This is a genomic window from Pseudomonas sp. BGA-UO-ETr-WB11 (genome assembly GCF_059567785.1).
The window spans coordinates 28,920-47,791 of sequence record NZ_JCAQOS010000002.1 but is presented as its reverse complement, the minus strand read 5'-3'; the positions used below and the strand labels follow the sequence as shown (position 1 = coordinate 47,791).

Annotated in this window: 14 protein-coding genes; 6 read left to right on the top strand and 8 right to left on the bottom strand. The window is 62.7% G+C overall.

All coding sequences use genetic code 11. The features are described 5' to 3' along the window. Window positions 1-25: 25 nt before the first annotated feature. Window positions 26-550 carry a DUF6586 family protein gene (locus AC56DI_RS00655; RefSeq protein ID WP_496344477.1) on the top strand — a complete coding sequence of 175 codons (525 nt, stop codon included), beginning with the start codon at window positions 26-28 and terminating at the stop codon, window positions 548-550. Window positions 551-775: 225 nt separating this feature from the next. Then, entirely contained in the window at window positions 776-1,009 is a 234-nt protein-coding gene (locus tag AC56DI_RS00650; protein ID WP_496344476.1) for a hypothetical protein, read from the top strand. 335 nt (window positions 1,010-1,344) lie between these two features. On the opposite strand, the gene AC56DI_RS00645 is transcribed toward AC56DI_RS00650, so the two are convergent. The 6 genes from AC56DI_RS00645 to AC56DI_RS00620 form a co-directional block, all read right to left on the bottom strand. Next, entirely contained in the window at window positions 1,345-2,997 is a 1,653-nt protein-coding gene (locus AC56DI_RS00645) for a BatD family protein (protein WP_496344475.1), read from the bottom strand. Then, a complete protein-coding gene (locus tag AC56DI_RS00640) occupies window positions 2,994-4,880 on the bottom strand; it encodes a vWA domain-containing protein (RefSeq protein WP_496344474.1) in 1,887 nt (628 codons plus the stop codon). Before AC56DI_RS00640 ends, AC56DI_RS00645 begins: the two co-directional genes overlap by 4 nt. Beyond that, complete coding sequence (locus AC56DI_RS00635; RefSeq protein WP_496344473.1) at window positions 4,877-5,893, bottom strand: vWA domain-containing protein; 1,017 nt, start codon at window positions 5,891-5,893, stop codon at window positions 4,877-4,879. Before AC56DI_RS00635 ends, AC56DI_RS00640 begins: the two co-directional genes overlap by 4 nt. Then, window positions 5,886-6,377 (bottom strand): DUF4381 domain-containing protein, encoded by a 492-nt coding sequence (locus tag AC56DI_RS00630; protein ID WP_496344472.1) that lies wholly within the window; start codon window positions 6,375-6,377, stop codon window positions 5,886-5,888. The genes AC56DI_RS00635 and AC56DI_RS00630 overlap by 8 nt, the downstream gene beginning before the upstream one ends. Beyond that, window positions 6,374-7,327 (bottom strand): DUF58 domain-containing protein, encoded by a 954-nt coding sequence (locus AC56DI_RS00625; RefSeq protein ID WP_496344471.1) that lies wholly within the window; start codon window positions 7,325-7,327, stop codon window positions 6,374-6,376. The genes AC56DI_RS00630 and AC56DI_RS00625 overlap by 4 nt, the downstream gene beginning before the upstream one ends. Window positions 7,328-7,411: 84 nt before the next feature. Beyond that, the gene (locus AC56DI_RS00620; protein ID WP_324520183.1) at window positions 7,412-8,371 is read right to left on the bottom strand and encodes an AAA family ATPase; all 960 of its coding nucleotides are present in this window, start codon (window positions 8,369-8,371) and stop codon (window positions 7,412-7,414) included. Window positions 8,372-8,594: 223 nt separating this feature from the next. Between AC56DI_RS00620 and AC56DI_RS00615 the strand changes: the two genes are divergently transcribed. Next, window positions 8,595-13,457 (top strand): NAD-glutamate dehydrogenase, encoded by a 4,863-nt coding sequence (locus tag AC56DI_RS00615; protein WP_496344470.1) that lies wholly within the window; start codon window positions 8,595-8,597, stop codon window positions 13,455-13,457. 99 nt (window positions 13,458-13,556) lie between these two features. On the opposite strand, the gene AC56DI_RS00610 is transcribed toward AC56DI_RS00615, so the two are convergent. After that, window positions 13,557-14,435 carry a DUF6685 family protein gene (locus AC56DI_RS00610; protein ID WP_496344469.1) on the bottom strand — a complete coding sequence of 293 codons (879 nt, stop codon included), beginning with the start codon at window positions 14,433-14,435 and terminating at the stop codon, window positions 13,557-13,559. Window positions 14,436-14,579: 144 nt separating this feature from the next. On the opposite strand from AC56DI_RS00610, the gene AC56DI_RS00605 reads away from it, so the two are divergent. Then, the gene (locus AC56DI_RS00605) at window positions 14,580-14,804 is read left to right on the top strand and encodes a DUF2835 domain-containing protein (protein ID WP_496344468.1); all 225 of its coding nucleotides are present in this window, start codon (window positions 14,580-14,582) and stop codon (window positions 14,802-14,804) included. A gap of 84 nt (window positions 14,805-14,888) precedes the next feature. Then, window positions 14,889-15,914, top strand: coding sequence for a quinone-dependent dihydroorotate dehydrogenase (locus AC56DI_RS00600; RefSeq protein WP_496344467.1), 1,026 nt, complete (start codon window positions 14,889-14,891; stop codon window positions 15,912-15,914). Window positions 15,915-15,994: 80 nt separating this feature from the next. Here AC56DI_RS00600 and rmf read toward each other — a convergent pair whose 3' ends face one another. After that, the gene (gene rmf, locus AC56DI_RS00595; protein ID WP_324520189.1) at window positions 15,995-16,210 is read right to left on the bottom strand and encodes a ribosome modulation factor; all 216 of its coding nucleotides are present in this window, start codon (window positions 16,208-16,210) and stop codon (window positions 15,995-15,997) included. Window positions 16,211-16,634: 424 nt separating this feature from the next. On the opposite strand from rmf, the gene rlmKL reads away from it, so the two are divergent. Further along, window positions 16,635-18,866, top strand: coding sequence for a bifunctional 23S rRNA (guanine(2069)-N(7))-methyltransferase RlmK/23S rRNA (guanine(2445)-N(2))-methyltransferase RlmL (gene rlmKL / locus AC56DI_RS00590; protein WP_496344466.1), 2,232 nt, complete (start codon window positions 16,635-16,637; stop codon window positions 18,864-18,866). Window positions 18,867-18,872: the final 6 nt, after the last annotated feature.

The window sequence follows — 18,872 nt, the reverse complement described above, 5'->3', positions numbered from 1 at the left end:
TTCCCGCAATGAGGAGGCAGCCGTTATGGCTCGCGAGCTCTATACCCGTACCAATCAAAAAATCTACTTTGCCGGTTTGACCCTCGAGGCCATGCGCCGTGCCGAGTCTGGCCAGGCGCTGAATGCCCAGGCCTTGCTGCAGGCCGAGCGCGAATCCTGCCTGTTTCACCTATACGGTGGAACTTTGAGCCTGTGTCACGAAATCGCCGGTTACTACCATGTGGCGCCGGCTAACGCGCCACGGGTGGAGATGCTGCTCAACAGCAGCGTGCTGGCAACTTCGCCGAGCCCGGAGCTGGCGGAGCTGGTGGAGCTGACACTGCAGTCGGACAGCTGGCTGGCCCAGTTGCTGGCAGCTCATGCTGCGCTATTTGTACCGCCGCACGCCCCAAAAGCAGCCAAGGTCGACCCAACGCTGCCGTTGATCAATGCGGTTAATCTGGACGAAGAGCAGGCAGCGCCTGAGCTGTCGTCGGCCGAGCTGGAAGCCTGGCGTCAGCAACTGAAAGTGCTGGCCCTGCGCTTTCGCGAGACCCTCACCGAGTGGTGAAAAAGGCGCAGAGCCGATTAGCAGACCGTTGAAAAATGTAGGCGAGGCAGGCAAGGCAAGGCAAAAACGGCCGAAAAAGCGGAGTTTACGAGCTGTAAATGAGCATTTTGAGGCCGTTTTTAACGCAGTATTGCCAACGCAGGTAGTTTTTCAGCGGTTTGCTAGCGGGCTGGGGTGAAATACGCCCGGCTGTTACACTGGCCGGCTACTGTGGAGACTGACCCAATGCCTACATCTTTTCTGGAAATCGTTGAGTTGCCCGATGGGCGAATTGCCCTGCGGCGTGGGGATGACGAAGAGACGTTGGTGATCCTGGATTTCTCCGGTGATGCCAAGGCGTTTCTGCAAGGCCAGCATATCGAGGTGGCCAAGGCCATGTTCAGCGCCGGTGTGCAAATGGCCGGGCGCCTGGCTGCCGGCGAGCCTGAGCACGACGACGGCCCGCACGTCCTGCACTGATCTCTCTCGGGCTGCTCGCCAGCCTGGACGCAACCCCAACAATGCCCTGACGGCTCCCACCGTGCAGGGCATTGTGCTTTCTAGGCTTCGCGCCGACCCCGCAGAAACGGCAACAGACCTAGCGCAGTGTTTCACGCTGTTTGACGCATAAGGCCAGTGCTCATGCGGGTTGCGTGGTGATTATAGGTTTCATCAACAGCGCAGCGCTCCACTGGCTCGGCTGCGCCACCGAGTCGCCTGGATTCGCGGCCAAGGCCGCTCCCACAGGGTTTGCGTCAGGCGCGATCTTTGTGGGAGCGGTCTCGACCGCGAACTATCAGCAACGCATCGCTACACTAGCGCGGGTAAAGCGGCGGCAGCGGGCTCGGTTCTTGTGGGCTAGTGCTCTGGTCCTGAGCGGTGGGCAAGGTGCGGATGGCGCGCCAGAGGTCTTCGCCTTGCCACTGCTGGCCGGTTTCGCTGTACAGCGCGCCGTTCAGGCCGTCGAGGGCGCTGGACAGGGGTAGGAAGCGCGCGGCCATGTCTGCCAGGGTTTCTGGCTGTTGCCGCGCCCAGGCGTCGAGGGCTTGGCGGGTGCTTTGTGGCTCGTTGCTCAGGCAGGCGCGCTTGAGGTCGTCCAGCAGGGTGCGCGGGCTCGGGCCGGTCTGGCTGGTGGGGGCGATGGCTGGCTGCCGGCGGGCGCGCCACCATAGGCCAAAGCCGGTCAGTGTGGTCAGGCTGAGCAGGGCGCAGGCCAGCTGCCAGGGCCACAGGGGTGGCCCGTCCACGACCAGGCTGGTCGGCGCGGCCTCGTTGCCTGGTTCGCCCTGCAAGAGCGGGTTTTCACCGATCTGCAGCTCGCGGCCGGGCAGGCGGGTGCGTTCCAGCTGATCGGTCTGGGTATTCCACCACAGCACTTCGAGCGCCGGCAGTTGCACTGGGCCGCTATGGCTGGGTACCAGAGCGATGCGTTCCTCACGACTGCCGGTAACGCCTTGCGCATTGATTTGATTGGCCAGCTGCGGTTGGTCCGGGTAACTGCGCACGCCGGCAATCTGTGGGCTTGGCAGGGGTGGCAATTGGGCGCTGGACAGGCCTTCAGCTTGAACCGTCAGGCTGCGGGTCAGGGAGTCGCCGACCTTGCTCTGCTCGGGTGGCGTGCTCCAGCTGTCACTGAGGGTCAGCGCCCGCGCCGGTAGCCACACGGCGTCGGCGGGGTAGGCGGCCGGCTTGGCTTTGACCAGCAGGGGGATTTGCGCGGAGGTGACGCGAGTCAGCTTGCCCGGCCGGCCGAAGGGGGTGAAAGCGTCGTTGGGTGCGCGCGCGGCAACGACCGTGGCACTGAAGGTGAGGGCGGGAATCTGCAGCTCGCCGCTTTGCTGCGGGAAGATGGCATAGCGCAGCTCGATCACCCCGTGGCGCACACCATTGATGAGTTTTTCATAGGTTTGCGGCTCGCCCAGTTGCTCGATATTGGCATTGGCCATCTGCAGCGGGGTGAGGTTGCTGTCGTCGTACAGCGACACCGAGTGGTAGATGCGCAGCGTCAGGATGGCTTGGGCCTGCACATAGACGCTTTCGTGATCCAGGCTGGCCTCGATAAACACCGGCGCCAGGCGCGTTTGCCCGTTGTTGGCACTGGCCGCCAGCACATGCAGGGTAATGGGTGCGCTGCTGGCGTCGCCCAACTGCAACGGCGGAATCACCACATAGCCGGTGCGCTTGGGTTGCAGGGTGATGATCCAACTGGTGGTGGCGCGCGCCTCGCCATTGAAGGTGCTCAGGCGATTGACCTGGCGGGTGCCCAACAACTCGAACAGGTCCTGCAGTGGGCTGAGGTCCGGTTTGCCAAACAGGGTGGCATCGTTGGACTCCAGGGTCAGTTCGACACTTTCGCCTTCGCTCAATTGCACCCGGTCGACGCTGGCGGACAGCTCGGTGGCATGGACGCTCACGCTGAGCAGGGCGCAGAGCAGGGCCAGGAGAAACGGGAGTCGCAAGCGGGTCATCGGTTGTGTTCCTGACGTTGTTGCTGTTCGTACCAGAATTTGCGCCGTAGCAGTTCGCCCGGTTCGTCGGGGATCTGCCGCAGCCATTGTTCCAGGGCTTGACGTTGTTCGGTGCCGAGCTCGTCCAGGGGCGCGCTCGGTGCTTCGTCGCTGGGGCTGGCGGGTTCGCGTTGGTGCGGATCGGTGTTGCCAGGTGAGTTGTTGCCTGGCGGGTTATTGGCCGCTTGGGCCGGCTTGTCTGCGTCGCTCGGCTCCGGCTTGTCGGCGGCGGGCGTGTCTGGCGTTGCCGGTTTGTCGGTTTGGCCTGGCGAGGGCGCCTGCTGGGCCTTGCTTTGCGCTGGTTCACCGGGTGGTGGCGCGGGTTGCGCGTTGGCCTCGTTGTCTTTGCTGGCGGTAGCCTGGTTTGCAGGGTTCTGTGGTGATTGCGGCGCTGCCGATGAGCCCGCAGCATTGTCTTGCTGCTGCTGCTGCTGCTGCTGCTGCTGCTGCTGATTTTGTTCTTGTTCCTGTTGTTTTTGCTCTTTGCGTTGCTGCAGGGCCTGTTCCACCAGCGCCTTGTTAGCCAGGGCTGCAGGCATTTGTGGTTGGCGCTCCAGGGCCTGGTCGTAGGCGTCGAGGGCCGCTTCCAGTTCGCCGGCCTTGGCCAGGGCGGTGCCGCGGTTGTAGTGATCGGCGGCGCTGTAGCCCTGGGCGAAACGCTCGGCGGCCGCGTTGTAGTCGCCGGCCTGATACAAGGCCTGGGCTTGCCATTGTGGGTCGGTGAAGTGTTGCGCCGCTTCAGCCGGTTTTTGTGCTTCCAGCAGGCGCTGGCCTTGCTGATCCGGGCGCAGCCACAGGTCATTGAACTCGAAGGCATAACTGGGTCGTGGCAGGACCAGCAGTAGCGGCAGGCACAGCAACCAGCCGCGCCGTCCGGCACAGGCGGCCAGCAGCAACAGCGGCAGCAGCAACCAATGTCCCTGGTCAGCCCAGACGCTCAGTTGGGTGGGCTCTTCGGCATCGCGTAGCTGCTGTGGACGGTCGAGCAGGTCGAGGCGGCGCAGGTCGCTGTCGTCCAGGCTGGCGTTGCTGTAACGCCCGGCCAGGCGACTGGCCAGGCGCTTGAGCTCGGCACTGTCCAGGCGCGGCAACAAGATGGCGCCGTGCTGGTCTTTCATAAAGCCGCCACCTTCCTGCGCGATGGGGGCACCTTCACGGGTGCCGATGCCGAGGATCTGCAAGCGTTCGCCCTGCTGGCCCAGGGCCTCGATGATGCCGTCCTGCTCCTGCTGATTGAGGCTGCTGCCGATCAGTAGAATCTTGCCCTTGCCCTGGGCGCCCTGCTCGAGCAGGGCCAAGGCCTGACGCACGCCCAAGTCGGCACGTTGTCCGGGGGTAGGCATGATCGCCGGGTTGAGGGCTTCCAACAGGTTGCGGGTGGTGGCCAGGTCGTCTGACAGCGGCACCAGGGTGTGGGCGCTGCCGGCAAACACGACAATGCCGGTGGGTGCGTCACGGCGGCTGTGCAGCAGGTCGAGCAGTTTGCGCTTGGCCTGTTCCAGACGATTGGGGGCGACATCGGTGGCGAGCATGGACGTACTCAGGTCCAGCACCACCACCAAGGGGTCGGCGCGTTTCAGGTTGACCTGCTCCACTCGCTGCCAGCTGGGGCCGAGCAGGGCCAGCAGCGCGAGCAGCCAGGCCAGCCCCAGGGCCAGCCAGGGCAGACGACTGTTGCGGCGGCTGACGCCGCCCAGCAGAACCTGATGAAACGCCGGCGGCAGCAGGCTTTGCCAACGCCCGGCGCGCTGCTGGCGATGCCACAGGTGCCAGATCAGCCAGGCCAGCAATGGCATCAGCAGCAGCCAGAACGGCCGCAGCCAGTGGGGCCAGAGCGCCATCATGGGCGCCTCCTTAGCCAGTTGGGGCGTTGTTGTTGCAGGTCTGGCCCGAGTTCATGGCCCACCAATGCCAGGCTCAGCAGCAGGGCCAGGGCCAGTGGCCAGCAATACAGGGCTTGCGCCGGGCGGGCCTGTGTCGGTTGCTGGGCGACCGGCTCCAGTTGGTCGAGGGCCTCGCGGATAGCCTGCAGTTCCTCTGCATCGCGGGCGCGGAAGTACTGGCCGCCCGTGCTGCTGGCGATGGCCTTGAGGCTCGGTTCGTCGAGGTCCAGGCCTGGTGTCAGGCCGAGCATGCCGAGCACGCCGGCATCCGGGTCGGCACCGATGCCGATGGTGTAGATTTTTACCTGTGCATCGGCGGCCAGGCGGGCGGCGGTTAGCGGGTCAATCTGACCGGCAGTATTGGCGCCGTCGGTGATCAGAATCAGTACCCGACTGTCGGCCGGCCGCAGGCGCAGGCGTTTTACTGCTAGGCCAATGGCGTCACCGACGGCGGTGTTCTTGCCGGCAATGCCGATTACGGCTTCATCCAGCCAGGTGCGCACGGTGTGACGGTCGAACGTCAGCGGCGCCTGCAGGTAGGCCTGGCTGCCAAACAGGATCAGGCCCACGCGGTCGCCGCGGCGCTGCTCGATAAAGTCGCTGAACAGGCGTTTGACCAGGGTCAGGCGGCTGACATCCTGGCCTTGCCACTGCATGTCGGGGTGCTCCATGGAGCCCGACACATCCACCGCCACCAGCAGGTCACGGCCACTGGCCTGCAGCGGCAGCGGTTCGCCGACCCATTCCGGGCGTGTGGCGGCCAGTAGCAGTAACAGCCAAATCGCGGCAAACGGCAGTTGTTGGCGCCAGGCCGGCAGGTTGGCGCGGGCGCGGCGCCCGGCCAGGGCTTCCAACTCCGGCAGAAAACTGACCTTGAGGGCCGCTTCGCCGCTGTCGGCAATTGGCAGCACCTGGCGTAGCAGCCAGGGCAGCGGCGCGACGAGGAAGACCCACGGCCAGGTGAACTCAAACATGCTTGCGAATCCAGATTTCGATGGATTGGTTGAGGCCGTCGATGGCCTTGTCATCCATTTTGCACAGCGGTCGGTAAGCCCCTTCGACCAGCACCATCCAGCGGGTCAGGCCGGCGGCCGGGCAGCGGCTGTCGAGGAACGCCAGCCAGGCACGGCCGTTCAGGGTGTGGCTGTGGTTTTCCGGGTAATGGCTGCGGCACAGGCGCTTGAGCAGAGCATTGAGCTGCTGCAGCCAGGGGCCGGCTGGTTGGTCGTAGGGTTTGGCCAAGGCCGCCAGCTCAGCCAGAGCGGCTTGGCGCAGCGGGTCGAGGGGCAGGTTGTCGCGGCCCTGCTGGCGTTTTTTTGGCAGTTTGCGTAACAGGCGCCAGAGGCCCCAGGCCAGCAACGGGCAAAGGAGCGCCAACAACCACCAGCCAGGGGCCGGCGGCCACCAGTGGATGGCGGGCGGGGCGATCAGCGGCTGCAACTGGTCGAGCGGATTCATCGGGTCTTTCTCGGGCGCTGTGCTTGCAGGTGTTCGCGCAGCTGGTCCTGCACGCTGGCTGCGGTGTGCAGGGGCATTAGCGGTACGCCGAGTTTTTGCGCCAGGCGCTGCCAGCGCGCGCGCCGGGCCTCGGCCTGGTTGGCATAGGCCTGGAGCAATTCGAGGTTGTGGGTGTCCAGCTCCAATTGCGCGTCGCGCTCGGCAAAGCGCAACAGGCCGGCGGCGGGCAAGGCATGGTCGAGGGCGTCGGCCACCGGCAGCAACAGTAGGTCGGTGTGCCGGGCCAGCAGGCTGAGTTGTTGTTCGGCACCGTCGGACAGGGCGCGCTCATCGCACAGCACCACGGCCAGGCTGCCGGGGCGCAGCACCTCGCGGGCGCGGCGCAGGGCCAGGCCGAAGGCGTCGCGCTCACCTTGTGCGTCAACCTTGAGGTCGGCATGCAGGGCTTGGTTGGCGCGCGCCAGGCGATTGAGCAATTGCAGCAGGCTTTGCTTGCTGCGCCGCGGCTTGATTTCGTGGTGCTCCAGGTCGCCGAACACCAGGCCGCCGATGCGGTCGTTATGGCCCAGGGCGGCCCAGCCGATCAGGCTGGCGGCTTGGGCGGCGAGCACCGACTTGAACATCAGGCCACTGCCGAAAAACAGCCGCCGGCTTTGCTCGACCATGATGAAGATCGGCCGTTCGCGCTCCTCGTGGAACAGCTTGGTGTGCGGCTCCTGGGTGCGAGCGGTGACGCGCCAGTCAATGGTGCGCACGTCGTCGCCGGCCTGATAGGCCCGCACCTGGTCGAAATCCACCCCGCGTCCGCGCAGCTTGGAGTGGTGCAGGCCGGCCAGCGGGCTGCGCTTGGCCTGGGTGGAGAACAGCTGCACTTCGCGGGCGCGATGACGCATATCGATCAGCTCGGCGAGGCTGACCTGGATGCCGGGTTGGGTAGGCTGGTTGTGCATGCTGCTAGCGCGCAGCCCGGATGCAATCCGGGAACCGAGTGAAGAGACTCCCGGATGGAATCCGGGCTACGCGGCGAGCTGGCATCAAGCGACCGCCACCACGTCGAGAATGCGCTGGATTACCCGGTCCTGATCGATGCCGGCGGCTTCCGCCTCGAACGACAGGATGATGCGGTGACGCAGCACGTCGAACAGTACGGCCTGGATATCTTCCGGGCTGACGAAGTCGCGTCCGGCTAACCAGGCATGGGCGCGGGCGCAGCGGTCGAGGGCGATGGAACCGCGCGGGCTGGCACCGTAGGTGAGCCATTCGGCCAGCTCCGGGTCGAACTTGGCCGGGGTGCGGGTGGCCATCACCAACTGCACCAGGTATTCCTCCACGGCCTCAGCCATGTACAGGCCGAGGATCTCGCTGCGGGCGGCAAAGATCGCCGCCTGGCTGACCTTGTGTTCGGGTTTGGTTTCGCCGTTCAGCGCTTCACCGCGGGCCTGTTGCAGGATCTTGCGTTCCACTGCGGCGTCCGGGAAGCCGATTTTTACGTGCATCAGGAAGCGGTCGAGCTGGGCTTCCGGCAGCGGGTAGGTGCCTTCCTGCTCAATCGGGTTCTGCGTGGCCATTACCAGAAACAGCGGCGATAGCGCGTAGGTGGTGCGCCCGACGCTGACCTGACGTTCGGCCATGGCTTCCAGCAGGGCTGATTGCACCTTGGCCGGCGCGCGGTTGATTTCATCGGCCAGCACCAGGTTGTGGAAGATCGGCCCCTGCTGGAACACGAAGCTGCCGGTTTCCGGGCGATAGATTTCCGTGCCGGTGATATCAGCCGGTAACAAATCCGGTGTGAACTGAATACGGTGGAATTCTGCCTCGATGCCTTCGGCCAGTTCCTTGATGGCCTTGGTCTTGGCCAAGCCCGGAGCCCCCTCGACCAGCATGTGGCCGTCGGCCAGCAAGGCAATCAGCAGCCTTTCAATGAGTTTTTCCTGGCCGAGGATCTGGGTTGAAAGAAAATGTCGCAGCGCGACAAGCGCCTCACGGTGTTCCATCGGTAAGCTCTTCTGGCAAATGTGACTGGTTGGTCGAGGAGTTCATCAGCTCTGCAAGGCGCCACTTTAAAGCAAGACGGGGCCCAGCACCTATTCACGCGAAGGTCTGACAACCTCAGCTGTGATTTGGTTCTTGAACTAACGTTGATCACAACCTCTGCGCTGTTGTTATGGCAGCGCTTCGGCCCTAGGGCCTACGAATAACAAGCAACGGAGTAGCACCATGGCGTTCTTCACCGCAGCCAGCAAAGCCGACTTCCAGCATCAACTGCAAGCCGCACTGGCGCAGCACGTCAGTGAGCAGGCCCTGCCACAAGTAGGTCTGTTCGCTGAACAATTCTTCGGCATCATCGCCCTTGAGGAACTGACCCAGCGACGACTCTCCGACCTCGTCGGCTGCACGCTCTGCGCCTGGCGTTTGCTGGGGGACTTCCAGTTGGCAGTGCCGCAGATTCAGGTGTTCAACCCCGATTACGAAAAACACGGCTGGCAGTCCACCCATACCGCAGTGGCCGTGTTGCACCAGGATATTCCGTTCCTGGTGGACTCCATTCGCATGGAGTTGAACCGCCGTGGTTATAGCATTCACACCCTGCAGAACAATGTGTTCAGCGTGCGCCGCGCGGCCAGTGGCGAGTTGCAGGAGGTGCTGCCCAAGGCCACCCATGGCCAGGGTGTGCAGCAAGACGCACTGATTTATCTGGAGATCGACCGCTGCGCCAATGTTGGCGAGATGCGCACGCTGGAGAAAGCCTTGCTGGACGTGCTGGGCGAGGTGCGTTTGGCCGTACTGGATTTCCCCGCCATGCAGGCCCGTGCTGAGCAGCTGCTGGCTTGGCTGGATAAAGCCAAACTCAAGGTGGACGCCGCCGAACTGGCGGAAATCAAAGTGTTCATGAGCTGGTTGCTGGACAACCACTTCACCTTTCTCGGCTACGAAGAATTTACCGTGCTGACGGATGCCTCCGGTGGCAGCCTGGTCTACGACGATGCCTCGTTGCTCGGCTTGTCGAAGTCCCTGCGCCGTGGCCTGGGTAAGGACGATCTGCACATTGAGCCCCAGGCGGTCGAATACCTGCGCGAGCCTCATCTGCTATCGTTCGCCAAAGCGGCGCAAACCAGCCGCGTACATCGTCCGGCGTACCCGGATTTTGTCTCGATTCGTGAGCTCGACAGCAAAGGCAAGGTGGTCAAGGAATGCCGCTTTATGGGCCTGTACACCTCGGGTGTGTACGCCGAAAGCGTCAGCCGCATTCCCTATATTCGTCGCAAGGTGGCTGAGATCGGCCTGCGTTCAGGCTTCGACCCCAAGGCTCATTTGGGTAAAGAGTTGGAGCAGGTGCTGGAGGTGTTGCCGCGCGATGACTTGTTCCAGACCCCTGTGGATGAGTTGCTCAGTACGGCTATTTCCATTGTGCAGATTCAGGAGCGCAACAAGCTGCGCCTGTTCCTGCGCAAAGACCCCTACGGTCGCTTCTGCTATTGCCTGGTGTATGTGCCGCGGGATGTCTACTCGACCGAAATTCGGGTGAAGATCCAGCAGATTCTTATGGAACGTCTGCAGGCCAGTGATTGCGAATTCTGGACCTACTTCTCCGAGTCAGTGCTGGCGCGGGTGCAGCTGATTTTGCGGGTTGACCCGAAGAATCATCAGCAGATTGACGTCGCTCGCCTGGAGCGTGAAGTGATCCAGGCCTGCCGTTCGTGGAAGGACGACTACGCCAGCCTGATGGTTGAGACCTTTGGCGAAGCGCAGGGCACCAATGTGCTGAGCGAATTCCCCGATGCCTTCCCGGCCGGTTATCGCGAGCGCTTTGCCGCCCACTCGGCCGTGGTCGACATGCAGCACCTGCTCAGCCTGTCGCCTGAGCGCAAGCTGGTGATGAGCTTCTACCAGCCGCTGGCTTCGGCCGAGCAGCAACTGCATTGCAAGCTCTACCATGCCGACTCGCCGCTGGCGCTGTCGGACGTGTTGCCGATACTGGAGAACCTTGGCCTGCGGGTGCTGGGTGAATTCCCCTATCGCCTGCGCCACCAGAATGGCCGCGAGTTCTGGATTCACGACTTTGCCTTCACCTATGCCGAAGGCCTGGATGTAGATATCCAGGAGCTCAATGACACCTTGCAAGATGCCTTCGTGCATATCGTCGAGGGGGCAGCGGAGAACGATGGCTTCAACCGTCTGGTACTGACCGCAGCCATGCCATGGCGTGAAGTGGCCCTGTTGCGCGCCTATGCCCGCTACCTCAAGCAGATTCGTCTGGGCTTCGATCTGAGCTACATTGCCAGCACCCTGGTGAACCATGTCGACATCGCTAAAGAGCTGGTGCGTCTGTTCAAGACCCGTTTCTACCTGTCGCGCAAGATGACCGCCGAGGACCTGGCCGACAAGCAACAGCGCCTGGAGCAAGCCATTGTCAGCGCCCTGGATAATGTCGCGGTGCTCAACGAAGACCGCATCCTGCGCCGCTACCTGGACCTGGTGAAGGCCACGCTGCGCACCAACTTCTATCAAATGGACAGCAACGGCCAGGCCAAAGCCTATTTCAGCTTCAAGCTCAATCCTCGGGCCATTCCGGAAATTCCACGGCCGACGCCGAAATTCGAGATCTTTGTTTACTGCCCGCGGGTCGAAGGCGTGCACCTGCGCTTTGGCGATGTGGCCCGTGGCGGTCTGCGCTGGTCTGATCGTGAAGAGGACTACCGCACCGAAGTGCTGGGCCTGGTCAAGGCGCAGCAGGTGAAGAACGCGGTGATCGTGCCGATGGGCGCCAAGGGTGGTTTCATTCCGCGCCGGCTGCCGAGCAGCGGCACTCGTGACGAGATCCAGGCCGAGGCGATTGCCTGCTACCGCATCTTTATCAGTGGCTTGCTGGACATCACCGACAACCTTAAAGAGGGTGCAGTGGTACCGCCGCTGAATGTGGTGCGCCACGACAAGGACGACCCTTATCTGGTGGTGGCCGCTGACAAGGGCACGGCGACCTTCTCCGACATCGCCAACGGCATTGCTGCTGAATACGACTTCTGGCTGGGTGATGCTTTCGCTTCCGGTGGCTCGGCGGGCTATGACCACAAGGGCATGGGGATTACCGCCAAAGGCGGCTGGGTTTCGGTGCAGCGTCACTTCCGCGAGATGGGCATTGATGTTCAGCAGGACCTGACCACGGTCATCGGCATCGGCGACATGGCTGGCGACGTGTTCGGTAACGGCTTGCTGCTGTCGGACAAGCTGCAGATGGTCGCAGCCTTCAACCATATGCACATCTTTATCGACCCCAATCCGGATGCGGCCAAGAGCTTTGTCGAGCGCAAGCGCTTGTTTGACCTGCCGCGCTCGTCGTGGGCCGATTACGACGCGAGCCTGATTTCCGCCGGCGGTGGCTTGTTCCTGCGCAGTGCCAAGAGCATCCCTGTCAGCCCTGAGATGCAGGCCCGCTTCGATATCCAGGCCGACAAGTTGCCGCCGACCGAGCTGCTCAATGCACTGCTCAAGGCGCCGGTGGATCTGCTGTGGAATGGCGGGATCGGCACCTATGTGAAGTCCAGTCAGGAAAGCCATGTTGATGTCGGCGACAAGGCCAACGACGCCTTGCGCGTCGATGGTCGCGAATTGCGCGCCAAGGTGGTGGGCGAGGGTGGCAACCTGGGTATGACCCAGCTCGGTCGGGTCGAGTACAACCTCAATGGCGGTGCTGGTAATACCGACTTTATCGACAACGCCGGTGGCGTGGACTGTTCCGACCACGAGGTGAATATCAAGATTCTCCTCAATGAGATCGTCGCGTCTGGGGACATGACCGGCAAGCAACGCAACAAGCTGTTGGCCGAAATGACCGACGCGGTAGGCAGCCTGGTGCTGGGCAACAACTACAAGCAGACCCAGGCCCTGTCCCTGGCCCAGCGTCGGGCGCGGGAGCGGATTGCTGAATACAAGCGCTTGATGGCGGCACTGGAAGCCGACGGCAAGCTGGACCGGGCGCTGGAATTTTTGCCCAGCGATGAGCAACTGGCCGAGCGCGTTGCCAATGGCCAGGCACTGACCCGCGCAGAGCTGGCGGTGCTGATTTCCTACAGCAAGATTGACCTCAAGGAATCGCTGCTGAAATCCCAGGTGCCAGACGACGAATACCTGGCGCGGGACATGCGCACGGCATTTCCACCGTTGCTCAGCGAGAAGTTCGCCGAGGCCATGGGGCGCCACCGCCTAAAACGCGAAATCGTCAGCACCCAGATTGCCAACGACCTGGTCAACCACATGGGCATCACCTTTGTGCAGCGCATGAAGGAGTCCACCGGTATGAGCGCGGCCAATGTGGCTGGCGCCTACGTGATTGTCCGTGATGTGTTCCGTCTGCCGCACTGGTGGCAGCAGATCGAGGCGCTCGACTATCAGGTACCGGCTGAACTGCAGCTGACCTTGATGGACGAATTGATGCGCCTGGGGCGGCGCACTACGCGCTGGTTCCTGCGCAATCGCCGCACCGAGCTGGATGCTGCCCGTGATGTGGCGCATTTTGCGCCACGGGTGGAGGCTCTGGCCGGCCGCCTGGATGAGCTGCTTGACGGGCCAGTGCGCGAGCAATGGCTGGCGCGCTTCCAAGGTTATGTCGAGGCGGGTACACCTGAGGCGTTGGCGCGGGTGGTGGCGGGTACCAGTCACCTGTACACCTTGTTGCCGATCATTGAGGCCTCCGACGTGACCGGCCAGGACCCTGCGCGGGTGGCCAGTGCCTACTTTGCTGTCGGCGGTGCGCTGGATCTGACCTGGTACCTGCAGCAGATCACCAGCCTGCCGGTGGACAACAACTGGCAGGGGCTGGCACGGGAAGCCTTCCGGGATGATCTTGACTGGCAGCAGCGGGCGATCACCGTATCGCTGTTGCAGATGGTTGATGCACCGGAGGATATAGAAGCACGCACAGCCCTCTGGCTGGAGCAGCACGCCCATCTGGTGGCCCGTTGGCGTGCCATGCTGGCCGAGTTGCGCGCTGCTACCAGTGTTGACTACGCCATGTATGCAGTGGCCGGTCGCGAGCTGTTCGACCTGGCGCAAAGCAGCCAGCATGGGGTGAGCACTGTCTGATCGTTAGCTAGCCGTTAAGCCCAACAGCCCTCGCTTTTAGCGGGGGTTGTTGTTTTCTGGGCCTGGCAATTGTGTCGAGTTCGGGGGATTGATTGCTGCTTAGTGCGCCAGTTGTTGCAAGTAGCTCACACCATCGGCGGCGCCTGCCAGGCGCAGACCTTCACCGAGGGCCATTGCGGCACTGTCGGCCTTGGGCAGTAGCAAGAACTCCGGTGAGCCCGGCGTGCGCAGCAAGGACAGGCGCGCATAGGGCAGGCCGTTATCCAGCAGCAAGGCCATAAATGCGGGGTCAATCCAGGCTTGCACGGGCATGGCCAGCATGTGATAGCGCTGTTGCAGATCGGCGATGCCGGCAGGATTGAGGCGGTAGCGGGTCAGCTCGGCAGGCAGGCTGATTTCCAGGCCGCGCAGGCGTGCATAAGCAATGGCGCAGGCAAAGGCTTCTATGTGCTGGTCGCCATTCCAGTAGATGCGTTCGCCTTGCCAGCTCGCCTGACGCAGGTTAATCGGCTCACCGGCGAGAAAGCGCGGCAGAGCCAGGCTGATGGTTTTGAGGAAGTCCTTGTAACTGATGATGCGAATGCCTTTGCAGGCCGGGCTACTGGCAAACTCCTCCAGGCTGGCGTAAGGCGCTAGTGTGTCGCCGCTGCAGCACAAGCCGTTGATCTGCCGCAGGTCGAAGACTTCAAGCGACGCATGCTGCTGCTCCACCAAACGGGCCAGCACCGCATGGGCTTGCGCCTTGTCTTCCTGGACCGGGCCGGACAGGGCGTCACGCGGTAGGTCCACCAACCGATGCAGTGGCGGTGCAGCCTGCCACCAGATGCTCTCTGCCGCTGGGGGTAATGCCTGGAACGGCAAGCGCAGGGTGCTGGCGCGGTCAAGAATCTGGCGGCTGGCCCGGCCAGTAAAACCCAGACGTTGGGCCAAAGTGGCCAGGCGCGCAGTCATTGAAGTGGGGTGCTCGGGGTAACTCATGGGCGGATGCGGGCTCCTGGGTCACGCTTGTCAGTTTGGCAGAGGCCTGCTCTGGCTGCATAACCGCGGCCACGGCAACTCGCGACGCTGGTCGAAGCCTGTGCGTGTGGCAAAATCACCTGACTCATCTTTAAGGTCGCCTCCATGCCCATCCTGATGCTGGATATTGCACTATCTGCACAATCTTTGCGCGCGGTCTATCAGGGCCGGGCCAACCGGGTTTTGCTCAACAGCCGCGAGGGTCAGCGAGTCAATCTGCCTGCCCATCACTTGCGCCCGTTTCTGACCCATGCCGGGGTATATGGCTGCTTTGCCCTGGAGTTTAACGACCAGGGGCAGTTGTTGAGCCTGCGTCAGATCAACGGATAACCACGGCCGCCTCGCCTGGCAGGGGGTGGGGCGGCTATAATCGGCGCCTTACTTTCCGCGTCAATCACTGAGCCAAGCCTGCCCATGTATACCCTGGCCCGCGAGCTGTTGTTTTCCCTCTCTCCTGAGACCTCCCACGAACTGTCCATCGACCTGATCGGTGCCGGTGGCCGATTGGGCCTCAATGGTTTGCTATGCAAGGCTCCGGCCAGCCTGCCGGTGCGTGTTATGGGCCTGGATTTTCCCAATCCGGTTGGGTTGGCAGCAGGCTTGGATAAGAACGGTGATGCCATCGACGGCTTCGCCCAGTTGGGTTTTGGTTTTGTCGAGATCGGCACCGTGACCCCGCGACCGCAGCCGGGCAACCCCAAGCCGCGCTTGTTCCGTCTGCCCGAGGCCGAGGCGATCATTAATCGCATGGGCTTCAACAACCATGGCGTCGATCACTTGCTGGCGCGGGTCAAGGCTGCCAAGTTCAAGGGCGTGCTGGGTATCAATATCGGCAAGAACTTCGACACCCCGGTGGAGCGCGCCGTGGACGATTACCTGCTGTGCCTGGACAAGGTCTATGCCCACGCCAGCTACGTCACCGTCAACGTCAGCTCGCCCAATACGCCGGGCCTGCGCAGCCTGCAGTTTGGCGACTCGCTCAAACAGTTGCTCGAAGCCTTGCGGCAACGCCAGGAAGACCTGGCAATCGAGCACGGCAAGCGCGTGCCGCTGGCGATCAAGATTGCCCCGGACATGAGCGATGAGGAAACCGCGCAAGTGGCCGCCGCGCTGATCGAGTCCGGTATGGATGCGGTGATCGCCACCAACACCACGTTGGGCCGCGAGGGTGTCACCGGCTTGAACCACGGTGATGAGGCCGGCGGTTTGTCCGGTGCGCCAGTGCGCGACAAGAGCACTCATATCGTCAACGTGCTGGCCAGTGAGCTGGGTGGGCGTTTGCCGATCATTGCCGTGGGTGGCATTACCGAGGGCAAACACGCTGCGGAGAAAATCGCTGCCGGTGCCAGCCTGGTGCAAATCTACTCTGGCTTTATCTACAAGGGGCCGGCGCTGATCCGCGAAGCGGTGGATGCGATTGCGGCATTGCCGCGGACCTGAACTGAAAAGGGCTCCCTGAGGAGCCCTTCGTGAGCTACGCCCGAACGGGGCGTGCTGGCGGAATGAAGTCGGTGGATGAATTAACCGACCGCGTGCAGTTCGTTGAGTCGATGGATGCCGGCGGTACCGGTCATGCCGGCCCAGTTGTCGCCGCGACCCTCTCGCCAGCCGTTAAGCCAGGCTTGGCGAACCAGTGGGGCAGTGAATGGACAGAGTTCTCGAGATTTGCCATGAACGCCGTATTGATAACCACGCAAAAAAGCTTTTTCCATTGGATCACGCTTAAGTCTTCTCATAGGGTGCTGCCCTCATTGGTTGACTGTAATGTCCCTTTGGCCCCTAGCCGGGGTCAGACAGAAATGCTTCTGTCGGTGTAGCCCGCTGCCGGCGTCGCGGGTTTACTGCCAGCCCCGTTGCGGAGCCAACTGGGTTGATTTCTAACCAATGCGTCATGGCCTGTGAATGACCGTTTTGTCATAAGCAGGTAATGTTTTTGTGATTGAGACCATAAGGTCAATGTTCGCCGGTCGTTAAGCAAGGGCAGGTCCCTTGCAGGGCGGGGCGTAGCCGCTCAGAAGGGTTAAACTGCCAGCATGCAGTTGGCTCTCCGCTAGGGCGGACTTATTCCGATGAAGGGTCGCGTGGCGACTTTTCTTCACTATTTTGTTGGGCGTACGGCGTGCGTACGCGATTGAATTGCCTAAGGCACTGGAACCCCACATGTCGGATCGTTACGAACTTTTTCTCACTTGCCCCAAAGGGCTGGAAGGGCTGCTTGCAGAAGAGGCCACCGGGCTCGGGCTGGAGGAAATGCGCGAGCAAACCTCGGCGATCCGTGGCGTTGCCGATTTGCAGACGGCTTACCGCCTGTGCCTGTGGTCGCGTTTGGCCAACCGCGTATTGCTGGTGCTGGCGCGCTTCCCGATGAAGGACGCCGAAGACCTGTATCACGGCGTGCTGAATGTTGATTGGCACGATCACCTGTTGCCAACTGGCAGCCTGGCGGTGGAGTTCAGCGGTCAGGGTTCGGGTATCGACAACACCCACTTCGGCGCGCTGAAGGTCAAGGATGCGATCGTCGACAAACTACGCGCCGCCAATGGCGATCGGCCGTCGGTGGACAAACTCAACCCGGACATGCGCGTGCACCTGCGTCTGGACCGTGGTGAAGCCGTGTTGTCGCTGGACCTGTCCGGCCACAGCCTGCACCAGCGCGGCTATCGCCTGCAGCAGGGCGCCGCGCCGCTGAAGGAAAACCTCGCCGCCGCGGTGTTGATTCGCGCTGGCTGGCCACGGATTGCCGCCGCTGGTGGGGCGCTGGCTGACCCGATGTGTGGGGTCGGCACCTTCCTGGTGGAAGCGGCGATGATCGCCGCCGATATCGCGCCTAACCTCAAGCGCGAGCGCTGGGGTTTCTCTGCCTGGCTCGGCCACGTGCCGGCCCTCTGGCAGCGCCTGCATGCCGAGGCCGAGGAACGTGCGGCTGCAGGCCTGGCCAAGCCGCCGCTGTGGATTCGTGGCTATGAGGCCGATCCGCGTCTGATTCAGCCAGGACGTAACAACGTCGAGCGTGCCGGGTTGTCGAACTGGATCAAGATCTACCAGGGCGAACTGGCCACCTTCGAGCCGCGCCCGGATCAGAATCAGACAGGTCTGGTGATCTGTAACCCGCCCTACGGTGAGCGTTTGGGCGACGAGGCGAGTTTGCTGTACCTCTACCAGAATCTCGGCGAGCGCCTGCGTCAGGCCTGCATGAACTGGGAAGCAGCGGTGTTCACCGGCGCCCCGGACCTGGGCAAGCGCATGGGCATTCGCAGCCACAAACAATACGCCTTCTGGAACGGCGCCCTGCCGTGCAAGCTGTTGCTGATCAAGGTATTACCTGAGCAGTTTGTCACTGGCGAGCGCCGTACCCCGGAGCAGCGCCAGGTCGAGCGCGAGCAGATCGCCAGTGGCGAGGAACGCGCGGAGCCGGTGGTGCAGGAGCAGGCACGCCTGAGCGAGGGTGGGCAGATGTTCGCCAATCGCCTGCAAAAGAACCTCAAACAGCTGGGCAAGTGGGCGCGCCGCGAAGGGGTGGAATGCTACCGCCTGTACGACGCCGATATGCCTGAGTACGCCGTGGCCATCGACTTGTATGGCGATTGGGTGCATGTGCAGGAATACGCCGCGCCACGCTCGATTGACCCGGAGAAAGCCCAGTCGCGACTGTTTGATGCGCTGGCGGCGATCCCGCAAGCCCTGGGCATCGACAAGAGCAAGGTGGTGGTCAAGCGTCGTGAGCGCCAGAGCGGCACCAAGCAATACGGTCGCCAGGCGGCACAAGGGCAGTTCATGGAGGTCAATGAGGGCGGCGTCAAGCTGCTGGTCAACCTCACCGACTACCTCGACACCGGCCTGTTCCTCGATCACCGACCGCTGCGCCTGCGCATCCAGCGCGAGGCAGCGGGCAAGCGTTTCCTTAACCTGTTTTGCTACACCGCTACGGCCACTGTGCATGCCGCCAAGGGCGGGGCGCGCACCACTACCAGCGTCGACCTGTCGAAAACTTACCTGGACTGGGCGCGACGCAACCTGTCCCTGAATGGCTACTCGGACAAGAACCGTCTGGAGCAGGGCGATGTGATGGCCTGGCTGGAGGCCGATCGCGGCGAGTACGACCTGATCTTTATCGACCCGCCGACGTTCTCCAACTCCAAGCGCATGGAAGGGGTGTTCGACATTCAGCGTGACCATGTGCAACTGCTCGATCTGGCCATGACGCGCCTGGCAGCGGGCGGGGTGCTGTATTTCTCCAACAACTTCCGCAAGTTCATCCTCGATGAAGGACTGGCGGCGCGCTACGGCGTGGAGGAGATCAGCGATAAAACCCTCGATCCCGATTTTGCCCGTAATACCAAGATCCACCGCGCTTGGCGCCTGACGGCCCAAACTGGCACCGGGCCAGCATAGTCGTTA

Bases quoted from the DNA above. Each gene is read 5' to 3' on its own strand.
- AC56DI_RS00655 (WP_496344477.1), top strand. From the start codon at position 26: ATGGCTCGCGAGCTCTATACCCGTACCAATCAAAAAATCTACTTTGCC.
- AC56DI_RS00650 (WP_496344476.1), top strand. From the start codon at position 776: ATGCCTACATCTTTTCTGGAAATCGTTGAGTTGCCCGATGGGCGAATT.
- AC56DI_RS00645 (WP_496344475.1), bottom strand. From the start codon at position 2,997: ATGACCCGCTTGCGACTCCCGTTTCTCCTGGCCCTGCTCTGCGCCCTG.
- AC56DI_RS00640 (WP_496344474.1), bottom strand. From the start codon at position 4,880: ATGATGGCGCTCTGGCCCCACTGGCTGCGGCCGTTCTGGCTGCTGCTG.
- AC56DI_RS00635 (WP_496344473.1), bottom strand. From the start codon at position 5,893: ATGTTTGAGTTCACCTGGCCGTGGGTCTTCCTCGTCGCGCCGCTGCCC.
- AC56DI_RS00630 (WP_496344472.1), bottom strand. From the start codon at position 6,377: ATGAATCCGCTCGACCAGTTGCAGCCGCTGATCGCCCCGCCCGCCATC.
- AC56DI_RS00625 (WP_496344471.1), bottom strand. From the start codon at position 7,327: ATGCACAACCAGCCTACCCAACCCGGCATCCAGGTCAGCCTCGCCGAG.
- AC56DI_RS00620 (WP_324520183.1), bottom strand. From the start codon at position 8,371: ATGGAACACCGTGAGGCGCTTGTCGCGCTGCGACATTTTCTTTCAACC.
- AC56DI_RS00615 (WP_496344470.1), top strand. From the start codon at position 8,595: ATGGCGTTCTTCACCGCAGCCAGCAAAGCCGACTTCCAGCATCAACTG.
- AC56DI_RS00610 (WP_496344469.1), bottom strand. From the start codon at position 14,435: ATGAGTTACCCCGAGCACCCCACTTCAATGACTGCGCGCCTGGCCACT.
- AC56DI_RS00605 (WP_496344468.1), top strand. From the start codon at position 14,580: ATGCCCATCCTGATGCTGGATATTGCACTATCTGCACAATCTTTGCGC.
- AC56DI_RS00600 (WP_496344467.1), top strand. From the start codon at position 14,889: ATGTATACCCTGGCCCGCGAGCTGTTGTTTTCCCTCTCTCCTGAGACC.
- rmf (WP_324520189.1), bottom strand. From the start codon at position 16,210: ATGAGAAGACTTAAGCGTGATCCAATGGAAAAAGCTTTTTTGCGTGGT.
- rlmKL (WP_496344466.1), top strand. From the start codon at position 16,635: ATGTCGGATCGTTACGAACTTTTTCTCACTTGCCCCAAAGGGCTGGAA.